Origin of the sequence: Cyanobium sp. BA5m-10, from assembly GCF_024346255.1 — a bacterium.
In the GTDB taxonomy this organism is placed as follows: domain Bacteria; phylum Cyanobacteriota; class Cyanobacteriia; order PCC-6307; family Cyanobiaceae; genus Cyanobium_A; species Cyanobium_A usitatum.
Genome location: NZ_JAGQCP010000059.1, coordinates 1 through 12,680 on the forward strand (window position 1 = coordinate 1; position 12,680 = coordinate 12,680).

Annotated in this window: 13 protein-coding genes; all 13 read left to right on the forward strand. The window is 60.7% G+C overall.

Annotation, left to right across the window (positions count from 1 at the left end; translation table 11 throughout):
* Window positions 1–696 (forward strand): sodium-dependent bicarbonate transport family permease (locus KBY85_RS14035; RefSeq protein ID WP_254962083.1); only part of this gene is annotated, 696 nt, incomplete at its 5' end.
* A gap of 4 nt (window positions 697–700) precedes the next feature.
* A complete protein-coding gene (locus tag KBY85_RS14040) occupies window positions 701–982 on the forward strand; it encodes a P-II family nitrogen regulator (protein WP_254962084.1) in 282 nt (93 codons plus the stop codon).
* 229 nt (window positions 983–1,211) lie between these two features.
* Window positions 1,212–1,523, forward strand: a complete 312-nt coding sequence (locus KBY85_RS14045; RefSeq protein ID WP_106502566.1) for a BMC domain-containing protein — start codon at window positions 1,212–1,214, stop codon at window positions 1,521–1,523.
* Between the two features lie 64 nt (window positions 1,524–1,587).
* Complete coding sequence (locus tag KBY85_RS14050) at window positions 1,588–2,997, forward strand: form I ribulose bisphosphate carboxylase large subunit (protein ID WP_106502475.1); 1,410 nt, start codon at window positions 1,588–1,590, stop codon at window positions 2,995–2,997.
* A gap of 152 nt (window positions 2,998–3,149) precedes the next feature.
* Window positions 3,150–3,491, forward strand: a complete 342-nt coding sequence (locus tag KBY85_RS14055; RefSeq protein WP_254962085.1) for a ribulose bisphosphate carboxylase small subunit — start codon at window positions 3,150–3,152, stop codon at window positions 3,489–3,491.
* Window positions 3,492–3,608: 117 nt separating this feature from the next.
* On the forward strand, window positions 3,609–5,987 hold the full coding sequence (locus tag KBY85_RS14060) for a CsoS2 family carboxysome shell protein (protein ID WP_254962086.1): 2,379 nt from the start codon (window positions 3,609–3,611) through the stop codon (window positions 5,985–5,987).
* 7 nt (window positions 5,988–5,994) lie between these two features.
* Window positions 5,995–7,500 carry a carboxysome shell carbonic anhydrase gene (locus KBY85_RS14065; RefSeq protein WP_254962087.1) on the forward strand — a complete coding sequence of 502 codons (1,506 nt, stop codon included), beginning with the start codon at window positions 5,995–5,997 and terminating at the stop codon, window positions 7,498–7,500.
* A gap of 1 nt (window position 7,501) precedes the next feature.
* A complete protein-coding gene (locus tag KBY85_RS14070; protein ID WP_254962088.1) occupies window positions 7,502–7,783 on the forward strand; it encodes a carboxysome peptide A in 282 nt (93 codons plus the stop codon).
* Window positions 7,783–8,034, forward strand: coding sequence for a carboxysome peptide B (locus tag KBY85_RS14075; RefSeq protein WP_254962089.1), 252 nt, complete (start codon window positions 7,783–7,785; stop codon window positions 8,032–8,034). Before KBY85_RS14070 ends, KBY85_RS14075 begins: the two co-directional genes overlap by 1 nt.
* 63 nt (window positions 8,035–8,097) lie before the next feature.
* Window positions 8,098–8,727, forward strand: a complete 630-nt coding sequence (locus KBY85_RS15990; RefSeq protein ID WP_315859994.1) for a BMC domain-containing protein — start codon at window positions 8,098–8,100, stop codon at window positions 8,725–8,727.
* A gap of 5 nt (window positions 8,728–8,732) precedes the next feature.
* Entirely contained in the window at window positions 8,733–9,200 is a 468-nt protein-coding gene (locus KBY85_RS14090) for a ferritin-like domain-containing protein (RefSeq protein ID WP_254962091.1), read from the forward strand.
* A 22-nt stretch (window positions 9,201–9,222) separates the two neighbouring features.
* Window positions 9,223–11,082 (forward strand): NAD(P)H-quinone oxidoreductase subunit F, encoded by a 1,860-nt coding sequence (locus tag KBY85_RS14095; protein ID WP_254962092.1) that lies wholly within the window; start codon window positions 9,223–9,225, stop codon window positions 11,080–11,082.
* Between the two features lie 7 nt (window positions 11,083–11,089).
* Window positions 11,090–12,634 (forward strand): NADH-quinone oxidoreductase subunit M, encoded by a 1,545-nt coding sequence (locus KBY85_RS14100; RefSeq protein ID WP_254962093.1) that lies wholly within the window; start codon window positions 11,090–11,092, stop codon window positions 12,632–12,634.
* The last annotated feature ends 46 nt before the right edge of the window (window positions 12,635–12,680 follow it).

The following is a 12,680-nucleotide window of genomic DNA, read 5'->3' on the forward strand; positions in this document are numbered from 1 at the left end:
GCCGCCACCTACGGATCGATCAGTGCGGTGACCTTCATCACGGCCGAGAGCTTTCTGGAAACCCAGAACCTGCCCTTCGATGGCTTCATGGTGGCTGCCCTGGCCCTGATGGAATCGCCGGCCATCATTGTGGGCCTGCTGCTGGTCAAATTGGCGGCCCCTAGCCAGCAAGCAGCTGGACCGAAGATGGGCTGGAGCTCGGTGCTGCGGGAGTCATTTTTAAATAGCTCGGTATTTCTGCTCGTAGGTAGTCTGGCGATTGGCTTATTGGTCGCAGCATTCAGCCCAGCCAGCATCGACAAAATGCTGCCATTCACCGACAAACTTTTCTACGGAGCCCTCAGCTTCTTCCTGTTGGACATGGGGATCGTTGCGGCCCAACGGATCCGAGATTTACGACAAGCGGGAGCCTTTCTGATCGGCTTTTCGGTGCTAATGCCACTTTTCAATGCCCTAGTAGGCACCCTGGTCGCCCGAGGCTTGAGCCTCGGACCTGGTAATGCCCTGCTGTTTGTGGTGCTGTGCGCTAGTGCCTCCTACATCGCGGTACCAGCCGCGATGCGGATGACAGTGCCGCAGGCCAATCCCAGTTTGTATATATCGACAGCCCTGGGAGTCACCTTCCCCTTCAACATCATTGTTGGCATCCCCCTCTACATGGCCATGATTAACGCCCTGCTTCCCGCCGCCGGATAAATCAATGAAACGCCTTGAACTGATCCTCAGCGAGCGGGAGTTGGATGCGGTGATCCAGGCAATGGAAACTGCGGGTGTGCCCGGTTATTCCGTCGTCAGACACGTCACCGGCAAGGGTCCGCATGGCTCCGTGTCCGAGGGCATGGAATTCAGCGGTCTAGGCGCCAATGCCCATGTGATCGTGTTCTGCGAAGCGCACTTGCTGGATGGATTGCGCGCAGCCCTGCACCCCCTTTTGACCTACTACGGCGGAGTGGCGTACGTCACAGACGCCGAGGCCCTCTAGGTGCTGGGCAAGCAAATTTTGTTCAAAACGGGATTAACCGGGCCAAAACCAGCGCCAGCACTACAACGGCAAGCATTGCCTAACGTTTTGTGATGCACTGATCAGCCTGCCTTATCTAAAGGCGACGCAACAGTGATGGTCGGTTCCGGCCAAATGGCTTGACGGGGGGTTTGGCTGCCGACCATGGTTGCTAGCGAACATCCAACCCCACCTCCACTAGGAGCAGGTAATGGCAACTGAATCCATGGGCATCGCCCTAGGCATGATCGAAACTCGGGGGCTGGTGCCCGCGATCGAGGCGGCTGACGCCATGACCAAGGCCGCCGAAGTGCGCCTTATCGGTCGTGAATTCGTCGGCGGCGGCTACGTCACCGTGATGGTGCGCGGAGAAACCGGCGCCGTCAACGCAGCTGTGCGCGCCGGGGCCGATGCCTGCGAGCGCGTGGGCGACGGTCTTGTGGCCGCGCACATCATTGCTCGCCCCCACCGCGAAGTGGAGCCTGCCCTGGGCAACGGCAACTACGCCGGTCAGAAGGATTGAGTTGACCAACGTCTGAGGCGTTAACCAACCCATTTCCCTTACCGACCCAATCAGAGAATCACTCATGGCTAAGAAGTACGAATCTGGGGTCAAGGAGTACCGCGACACGTATTGGACTCCTGATTACATCCCCCTCGACACCGATCTGCTGGCCTGCTTCAAATGCACCGGACAGGAAGGCGTCCCCCGCGAGGAAGTTGCCGCTGCTGTGGCCGCTGAATCATCAACTGGCACCTGGTCCGCCGTGTGGTCCGAGCTCCTCACCGACCTCGACTTCTACAAAGGCCGTTGCTACCGCATCGAAGACGTTCCTGGCGACAAGGAAGCCTTCTATGCCTTCATTGCCTATCCCCTCGACCTGTTCGAAGAAGGCTCCATCACCAACGTGCTGACCTCCTTGGTCGGCAACGTGTTCGGCTTCAAGGCCCTGCGACACCTGCGTCTGGAAGACATCCGCTTCCCGATGGCGTTCATCAAAACCTGCATGGGTCCCCCGAACGGCATCGTGGTTGAGCGCGATCGTATGAACAAGTACGGCCGTCCTCTCCTGGGCTGCACGATCAAGCCGAAGCTAGGCCTGAGCGGTAAGAACTACGGCCGGGTTGTCTATGAGTGCCTACGCGGCGGTCTGGACTTCACCAAGGACGACGAAAACATCAACTCCCAACCTTTCCAGCGTTGGCAGAACCGTTTCGAGTTCGTTGCTGAAGCAACCAACTTGGCGCAACAGGAAACAGGCGAGAAGAAGGGGCACTACCTCAACTGCACCGCTGCAACTCCTGAAGAGATGTATGAGCGCGCCGAGTTCGCTAAAGAACTGGGCCAGCCCATCATCATGCACGACTACATCACTGGTGGCTTCACCGCTAACACCGGTCTTGCCAAGTGGTGCCGTAAGAACGGCATGCTGCTGCACATTCACCGTGCAATGCACGCTGTGATTGACCGCCATCCCAAGCACGGTATCCACTTCCGAGTGCTGGCCAAGTGCCTGCGTCTCTCCGGTGGTGACCAGCTGCACACCGGCACGGTGGTCGGCAAACTGGAGGGCGACCGCCAGTCGACCCTCGGCTATATCGACCAACTGCGCGAATCCTTCGTCCCCGAAGATCGCAGCCGCGGCAACTTCTTCGACCAAGACTGGGGCTCCATGGGCGGCGTGTTCGCCGTGGCCTCCGGTGGTATCCACTGCTGGCACATGCCCGCACTGGTTGCCATTTTTGGCGACGACTCCGTGCTGCAGTTCGGTGGTGGTACCCACGGTCACCCATGGGGTTCGGCTGCTGGTGCTGCTGCTAACCGCGTGGCTCTCGAAGCCTGCGTCAAAGCCCGTAACGCCGGTCGTGAAATCGAGCGCGAAGGCCGCGACATCCTTCTGGAAGCAGCGAAGCACAGCCCTGAGCTAGCTATCGCCCTGGAGACCTGGAAGGAAATCAAGTTCGAGTTCGACACCGTCGACAAGCTCGACACCTGAAATTGCCAGTCTGAGTTGGTGAGTGGGGCAAGCAACTTGCCTACTCTCCTCCCAGAACGGAATATTCAGAACTTGAGATTAAACTAATCTCTGCGAACGAGATTAAGAGCCTTTCTACAAGGTTCAAACATTCCATCCACATAAGGATCCCCATGCCTTTCAAGAGCACCGTGGGTGACTACCAAACAGTCGCCACCCTGGAGACATTCGGCTTCCTGCCGCCGATGACCCAGGACGAGATTTACGATCAAATCGCTTACATCATTGCCCAGGGTTGGAGCCCGCTCGTTGAGCATGTCCATCCCAGCAACTCCATGGCGACCTACTGGTCATATTGGAAGCTGCCCTTCTTTGGCGAGAAGGATTTGGGTGTGGTCGTGAACGAGCTTGAGTCTTGTCACCGCGCCTACCCCGACCACCACGTTCGATTGGTGGGCTACGACGCTTATACCCAAAGCCAGGGTTCCTGCTTCGTGGTATTCGAAGGACGCTGATCCCAGCCCTTCCGGGGCTCGAGCCATTGGCCTGGGCCCCAACCCCTTTCCTCTGCTGGCTAGTTCGCGTTGCGGACTGGTCAGCACCTTTTCAGATATTCCATTCGACGGGCGGACATGGCCAGCACATCCAGCCGGGAAGCAGCTCTGGAGCGCCGCAGGGCTCTCACCAACGGCGGCAAAAAAGCCGCCAGCCGGTTCACCTCCGGTCCGAGCCGTGTGCGCTCGGTTGAAGACGCTCGCCCCACTCGCACAGCCGCAGCGCAGGAGTCCTCTGCATCGGTGGCCAAGGCCGCTTCAGTTGCTGCCCCGGCTGTGAACGCCCGGGCGGCTGCCTCTCACCGCAGCCTTGCTGCACCCACCGGCTCCAGCCGGACCACCCAGGCCCGTCCAATCGCAAATCCAAGTAGAGATTTGGTGCTTGCCCGACGGGAAGCCCTTTCCAAACGCGGCAAACGTGCCGACACCTCCAGCGACCGCACGCGCACGGACCTGGCAAAAATTGCATCAAAAGTCCAAGTCCCTGTAGCGGAAGCCAAGTCCAAGTGTCAAGGCGAGACCGCTCCTGCGCAGGCCCAATTGAGCCTCAGTAATCGCCCTACCAAAACAAGTGGCAGTGGTGGAGATCGCCGTGCCACAGCCAAGCGCCTCTCCCAACTAGATCCCAGCCGGGCCCTTGTACTCGCACGAAGAGAAGCTCTCTCTAAGCGTGGCAAATCAGCTAATGCGCCTAAGAGCACTACAGCTGCTTCGATATCCCGCCAAGGAAATCCTGATATGAGCGCCCGCGAACTTTCCCAGAAGGTGCGCGAACTGCGCGCCAAGGTTGGTAGCGCTGGTTCCAGCAGAGTCGCCGGCATCCGCCCCTCCGGCCCAAACCGCCACGGCGCCAGACAGGCAGCCGCCGCAGAAGCCCACTGGAAAGTGGGAGTGAGCGAAACCAGCTCTGGTCAGGTGGTTACCGGAACCCAGGCCAATCGCTCAGAGAAAACCACTGGTAACGAAGCGGCTACCTGCCGCGCCATTACGGGCACCGAATATCTCGGCGCCGAGGTGTTCCAGGCCTTCTGTCAGAGCGGTCCAGTGGCAAGTCAACCTGCCAAGGTGCGCGTCAGCGCCACTACCCATGGCAACCGGGTCACTGGCAATGAGGTTGGTCGTTCTGAAAAGGTGACCGGCGATGAGCCCGGTACCTGCAAAAACATCACCGGCACCGAATACGTTTCAGCCAATCAGTCAGCAGCCTTCTGCGGCACTTCCAGCCCCAGCCCCAGCCCACGCAAGGTTGGACGCAGCCAGACCGAGGGAGGTCAGGCAGTTTCAGGTGTGATGGTTGGTCGCTCAAGCCTTGTCACGGGTGACGAACCCGGCTCGGGTAAGCACCTCACCGGCTCCCAGTACATATCCGATCAAGGCCAGGTGACTGGACGGGCTCCTACCAAGGTTGCAAGCTTGCATACCCTTCGTGGCACGGGCATCACTGGCACCCATGTGGGCCGCAGCGAGCATGTCACCGGTGATGAGCCCGGCAGCTGCCGCATGGTTACTGGTGATGAATACGTCGGCAGCCAGCAATATGCGGATTTCTGCAGCAGCAAGCCCCAGCCAGAGTCTGCCAAGGTGGGCTTCAGCGTCACCAATCGGGCCCAGGTCGTCAGTGGTACCCACACTGGCCGCTCCTCCAATGTCACCGGTGATGAGCCCGGCACCTGCAAGGTCGTAACCGGCACGCCCTACGCCGGTCTTGAGCAGGCAGGTGACTTCTGCAACAGCAAGTCCGTCGCCGAAATCCGTCAGCGCACTCCGGTGCGCGGCTCTAACCGCATGAGTGGCATACAGCCAGGGATTGGCGGTGTCCTCACTGGTGCGGGCCGCGGGGCCTGCGAAGCTATAACCGGCACTCCCTATATCGGTGGCGATCAACTCGCCAAGGTCTGCGGTGCCGCCGCAGCCCAGGACTCCGACTTCCCCCAACCCCTGGCGGGTAGCCAGCCCTGGCAGCAATTCAGCATCCAATCCCCGGCTCGCTCAGCCCAGGTGGGGCGAGATCCAGCCGGGGCCGTAACCGGCACCAGCTACGAGCAGGGCAGCAGGATTACCGGCCCTTTTGCCTTGGCCGGTGACATGGTCACCGGCACCGAGCAATTCCGTTTCGACCGTCGCGGCAGCAGCCAAATCGCTCGGGGGCCCATTGAGGTTCCTGTCAGCGTTGACGCGGATGCTCGTCCAACTTCCAGGGTGACCGGCGAAGGCATCTCTGCTGGCTTGAAGATCACTGGTGATGACTGGGATCGGGGTGAACGGGTCACCGGCACCGAGGGCGTTTCAGCCCGGCGCCGCAACCCCACCAGGCCAGGCTCGAAGACCTCGATGCCTGCCGCCCTCCAGCCAAAGCGCAACGAAGAGCGTCCCGAGCCAGTCAGCCGTGTCACCGGTTCTAGTGGCAACACCACAGCTGGCTCCCTGATCACCGTGTCTGGCGGGGCCCGCGGCTGAACCCCTGATGCCCCGACGCCCTCTCGCCACTGCCTATCGCCCGCTGGCTCCGACGGCTCCCCGCCGTCGGCCCGGCACCGCTGCCGCGAGCGATCTAGTGGCGACTGTCTTGCATCCGCTTAGCGATGCTCGGCTAAATGGGGTCCTGAGGGCCTACGAAGGGCAAGTCAAAGGCGCATTTGATCGCATTGTGCCCTTGCTCAAGCGCCTTTCAGCCCTGCAGCACGAGGCTGATTTCATCGAGCAGGCCCAGTTGCTATCAAGGGCCGAACTCGGCTTTGAGTTGCCGCTGCCCATTCTCGAGAAGGCCTGGGTCAGCCAGCTCGACATGCGCACCTTGTTCGCCTGGTGTGTATTTGAAACCTACGAACAAACCAGCGACTCCTTCTTTCAGCACGACCCCCTGGAAGGCAAGCCTGGCAGTCCCGCTGCCGAAGCCTTCAATGAGTTTCTACTGGCCTGTGGATTCCACCTACTCGATGCAACCCCCTGCGCTGACGGGCGCCTGGCCCATGCCATGGCCTACGCCCTGAGAATTCCATTCAGTTCGGTGCGGCGTCGCTCCCATGCCGGTGCCTTGTTTGACGTCGAAAACACGGTCAACCGCTGGGTCAAAACTGAACATCGCCGCTACCGGGAAGGTCAGCCCAATTCGGCGCACGATGACACCCGTTACCTCAAGGTGGTGCTCTACCACTTCAGTTCAAAAGATCCCTTGCATGAGGGCTGTGCTGCCCATGGTAGTGATGACGCCTTGGCGGCCTCCTGTGGCCTATCCCGGCTCAAGGATTTCCAGCAGGCCGTCGAAAACAGCTTCTGCTGTGGTGCCTCGGTAGATCTGTTGCTACTAGGCATCGACACCGACACCGACACGATTCGTGTGCATGTGCCGGGCATTGATGGCAGCACCAATCTGGAGAGCTGGCTGGATGCCAAAGCGGCCTATGAGGCCACTCACCATCTCAATGCGGTTGAGGGCCGGGCCCGCATTCAATCGTTGGTGGAGGAGGCAGCGGCCAGCAGTCCCGACCCGGGCATGGTGAAGCTGATAGCCCGCCTGATCGAGAACAACATCTCCCAGATCGACTATGTGAGCCAGTACCACCGAGGCAGCTACGGCGATGCTGGCCATGCGGAGCGCTTCATCGGTGTGGGCATAGGCTTCAAGGAGATCCACCTGCGCAACCTCACCTACTTCGCCTATATGGATACGGTGGAGGAGGGAGCGCCCGATCTGGATGTAGGCATCAAGATTTTCAAGGGCTTAAACGTTTCTCGGGGCCTGCCTGTGCCAGTGGTAGTGCGCTTTGACTACAACGGTCAGGTGCCCGGGGCGAGGCAGCGAGCGATCCGCAATTGTCAACGGGTGCAAACCGCCATGGAAAACCGTTACCCCGAATTGTTTAAGCAGGGCCTATTGCATGCCCTGCTTACCGTGCGGGATCAAGACCGTCACACCCCAGCTGAAGCTGTAGGTTCCACCATCACATTTGCGAGCGGAGGAGGGCACTGACATGTTGATCTGCAAGGTGGTTAAACCACTGGTGTCTACCAATCGCATTCCAGGTTTTGAGTACAAGCACCTGCAGGTGGTGCTCGATGGCAGCACTCAGAAAGTGGCAGTTGATGCCGTGGGTTGCGTACCAGGCGACTGGGTGATCTGTGTAGGCAGCTCAGCTGCGCGCGAGGCCGCTGGAAGCAAGTCGTACCCGAGCGATCTAACGATCGTGGGAATCATTGACCACTGGGATCCTGACGCTGGCAAGGCTCAAGTTCCGCCAGGAGGGGCCAGCTAATGGAAATCATGCAGGTCACCGGCTCTCTGGTTTGCAGCCAGCGGATTGCCGGATTAGATCACTCCAATCTGCGCATCTTGCGCACCGCCAAGGGCAAGCTGAGCGTTGCTGTCGACCCAGTCGGTGCATCCCCAGGCAACTGGGTATTCACCGCCAGTGGCTCTGCGGCCCGCTTCGCCTGCGGTAATCCCGAGGTGCAGACCGATCTGACGATCGGTGGAATCATTGATTTCTGGGAGCCCGACGGCTAGGTAGCCCGGGTAGCTCGCTGCCCGATCGACCTGTCATCACTCCAGCCCCCATACTCCTGAGCCATGGCCACCCCCACCCCTAAATCCACCACCAGCGGAGTTGCTGCTGCCATATCCGCCCCCGCGGCTTCGGCAGCCATCTCCACACCGGTGGCTGCAGCGGCGGCGGCCAGCTCGACCTCGCCTGCAGCGGCCCCCAAGGCCCTGCCGGCGGCGGCTGCCCAGCCCCCTGCGGCGAAAGCCGTAGCCAAGCCAGCTGCCTCGACAGCGCGCCGTGCTTCCAGCACGACACGCCGCTCTAGCGCCAGCTCAACCGGCGCCCGTACCGGTGCCGGCAAGGGCGCCGGTACCACCCCCCCCACCACACCTTCCCGCAGCAACGCCATGGCTCCTTCCATTCAGGGCATCGCCCTCGGCATGATCGAAACCCGTGGCCTGGTGCCGGCGATTGAAGCCGCAGACGCCATGACCAAGGCCGCTGAAGTGACCCTGATCGCCCGTGAGTTCGTTGGCGGCGGCTATGTCACCGTGATGGTTCGCGGCGAAACAGGTGCGGTGAATGCAGCAGTGCGTGCCGGCGCTGATGCCTGTGAGCGCGTCGGCGACGGTCTGGTTGCTGCCCACATCATCGCCCGTCCCCACAGCGAAGTGGAGCCTGCCCTGATCGCAACTGCTACCACCCGTCGCCTCTGATGGCCATGGGCGCCGTTCATCCGCGCGTCCTGGGTTACCTCGGCCGCGCCCTGAGCTTGGAATTTTCCGCAGTTCAGCAGTACATGACCCAGGCCTCCCTAGTGGAGCTCTGGGGAGATGGTGATTCGGCTGCCCGGTTGCGACGCGAAACCGTGGAGGAAATGCAGCATGCGGAACGCCTGGTGCAGCGCATGCTTGCTCTGGGGGTAGCTCCTGCAGCATCCCAGTTGAGGCCCGTTGCCCATGCCGCCGACCTGGTCGGACTGCTCCGGCTCAATCTCGCCCTCGAAAACGACCTGATCCATCACTACGCCGAGGCTGTTCGCTTTTGCGTTTTGGTGGGTGATGGCCCTAATGAAGTCCTGTTCAGGAGTCTCTGGAAGGACGAACAGCAGCACGGCGAAGATCTGGGGGCCTGGCTTCGCAGCCTTGGCTTCAGCCCCAATCCCTCCATGGAACGGGCCACCTTCTGAGCCGACCGACGCCCATCCCCCCTTGCTCGCCCCACCCCTGCCACTTTCGATCCAGCTGGCCTGGTTGATCCCGCTCTATGGGTTCAGCGGCATGGTTTTGTCCCTGCCGTGGGCTGCTGGATGGATCAAGCGTCACGGTCCTCGCCCTGCGGCCTATCTCAACCTGATCGTCACGCTGCTGGCGGTGGTGCATGGCACCTTGATGCTGCAGCAGGTATGGCTGCTGGGTCCCCAGCACATCGAGCTGCCCTGGTTTCAGGCTGCCGATCTCGACCTGCGCATTGGCTTAGACCTATCCCTGACCAATCTGGCCGCCCTGGAGTTGGTGACCGGACTGAGCTTGGTGGGTCAGGTATTTGCCCTGGGCTACCTGGATAAGGAGTGGGCCTTGGCGAGGTTTTATGCCCTTGTTGGTTTCTTTGAAGGAGCCCTTGCCGGAGTTGTACTGAGCAGCAATCTGTTCATGAGCTATTTCCTGCTGGAAATGCTCACTCTTTCCACCTATCTGCTTGTGGGGTTCTGGTACGCCCAACCGTTGGTCGTTACGGCGGCCAGAGATGCCTTTTTGACCAAGAGGGTTGGCGATGTCTTGCTGTTGATGGGAGTAGTAGCTCTCTCAGCCTGGGCTGGCTCGATGGAATTCGACGACCTTTACGTGTGGGCAGCTGAAGCCCATGCCAATGGTTCCCTAACCCCGCTTGCGGGCACCCTGCTCGGGCTGGGCCTCATCGCCGGCCCCATGGGTAAGTGCGCCCAGTTCCCCATGCACCTCTGGCTTGACGAGGCCATGGAGGGTCCAAACCCAGCTTCGATTCTGCGCAACTCCGTAGTTGTGACAGCTGGAGCCCTTGTGCTGCTCAAGGTGATGCCGCTGCTGCGGTTTTCACCGCTGGCGGTTGATGTGTTGCTGGTGGTGGGCACAATCAGTGCCCTGGCTGGTGCCCTGGTGGCGATCGCCCAGGTCGATATCAAGCGGGCCTTCTCCTACTCCACAACCTCCTATCTGGGCCTGGTTTTCATCGCAATCGCCCTGCAACAGCCGGCTGTTGCCCTGTTGCTGTTGTTTGCCCATGGCCTCGCCAAGGCTCTGCTGTTCATGAGTGTGGGCAGCGTTATCGCCACCACCAGCTGCCAGGACCTCACCGAGCTGGGTGGCCTGGGCTCCCGCATGCCTGCCACCACTACCGCCTACCTGGTGGGGGGAGCGGGCCTGGTGGGTTTGCTGCCCCTTGGCTGCTTCTGGTGCTTCGGCCTGCTGGTGGATGCGCTGGGCCGCACTGCACCATTTTTTGCCGCAGTTGTGCTGATCACCAATGCCCTTACAGCCTTTAACCTCACTCGGGTCTTCCGGCAGGTGTTTATGGGAGCGCCTCTGCCAAAAACCAAGCGGGCCCCTGAGGTCAACTGGCTGATGTCCCTACCGATGGTGAGCCTGACCGTGCTGGTAGCTCTCCTGCCAGCCTTGATGGCCCGGATAGATTCGGTGCCGGGCTTGGCCTCATTCCCCCTGCCCCTCGCCACTGCAGTGGTGGCAAGCGGCGTAGCTGGAGTGATCGGCGGCTGCCTGGTGCCCCTGCACAAGTTCTGGTCCCGATCCATGTTCAAACCCCTGCGGTTGCTCCAGGATCTACTTGCCTACGACTTTTACACCGAGCGCATCTACAGGGTGACGATTGTGGCGGCGGTGGCCGCTCTGGCACGATTTAGCAACTGGATCGACCAGGCCCTGGTTAGTGGCTTTGTTAATGGCATCGGCAGGCTTTCCCTGGCGAGCGCCGAAGGGCTGAAGCTCTCGGTGAGCGGCCAGCTGCAGACCTATGTCTTAACGGTCCTATTGGCGATTGTGCTGTTGCTCACCTCGCTGCAGTGGTTGCACGGATGAGGAGCGCCTGATGCTGAGCCTTCTACTACTTATCCCTCTGCTGGGTGCACTTGCTCTAGCCCTATGGCCCGGCAACCCCTCGCCCGGACGCATGCGCACCGTGGCCCTGGTGGTGTTGGGCCTGCAATTGATCTGGAGCCTGCTGGTGCTGCTCCGCTTCGACACCGGCCTCGGTGGCATGCAGCTGCAGGAGTCATTTGTCTGGGTCGGCAGCATCGGCCTCGACTACCGGCTCGGGGTCGATGGCTTATCAATGCCGCTGGTGTTGATCAATTGTGCCCTCACCTTGGTTTCAGCGATCTGCACCCGGGACATCAACCAGCGGCCCCGCATCTACTTTGCCCTGTTGCTGGTTATCAGCGGCGCTGTTAACGGTGCTTTCTTAGCCGAAAACCTGCTGCTATTTTTCCTGTTCTATGAGCTGGAGCTGATCCCACTCTGGTTTCTAATCAGCATCTGGGGCGGCGCCAACCGGGCCTATGCGGCCACAAAGTTCCTGATTTTTACAGCGGTGTCGGGGATGCTGATCCTCGGAGCCTTTTTGGGCCTGGCCCTACTAACCGGCAGTGTGGATTTCAGCCTCACCCCGGTCACAAGTGAAAGGCTAGCGATGGGAGGACAGCTGGTGCTGCTCGGGGCACTGCTGGTGGGATTTGGCATCAAGGTGCCCCTATTTCCATTTCACAACTGGCTACCTGATGCCCACACCCAGGCATCTACACCAGTGTCAGTGCTGCTGGCAGGGGTGCTGCTGAAGCTGGGCACCTACGGCTTGCTGCGCTTCTGCATGGGTCTTTTCCCAGAAGCATGGACCTTACTGGCTCCGGGATTGGCCATCTGGGCAGCCGTATCTGTGCTGTTTGGCTCCCTTGCAGCGATAGCCCAGCAGGACATGAAGCGGATGGTGGCCTACAGCTCCGTGGGTCACATGGGCTACATCCTGCTAGCCGCTGCCGCTGCCACACCGGTCGCCCTGCTCGGGGCGGTGTTCCAGATGGTCAGCCACGGCCTGATTTCAGCCCTGCTATTTCTGCTGGTGGGCATTGTGTATCGCAAGACGGGCACCCGGGATCTCTCAGTACTGCATGGTCTGCTCAACCCGGAACGGGGTCTGCCATTCACAGGCACGCTGATGATTTTGGGGGTCATGGCCAGTGCCGGTATGCCTGGCATGGCCGGCTTCATCTCGGAGTTCATGGTGTTCCGCGGCAGCATCACCGCCTTCCCCCTGGCCACCTTGCTTTCAATGGTTGGTTCGGGCCTTACGGCGGTTTATTTTCTACTGCTAGTTAACCGCGCCTTTTTCGGCCGCCTGGCAGTGACATCGGCCACCGATGCGGTGGCCGATGGTCGCCTCGATGTGCGCTTGGCCGCCGTGGCTCCGCGCGAAACCATCCCGGCCATGGGCCTGGCCTTTGCCGTAGTGGCCATCGGCCTGCTGCCCTCGGGCCTCGGCAAGTTGAGTGAGGCTGCTTCCACCTCCATGGCCCAACTGCCAGCTCTGGTGGCAGCAATGGAACTAGCAGCCCTGCATCCATGGGGGGTGGGCTGATGCCAATCATCTCTGCCGAACTGGTCCACGCTGGGGGTAGGCCTGC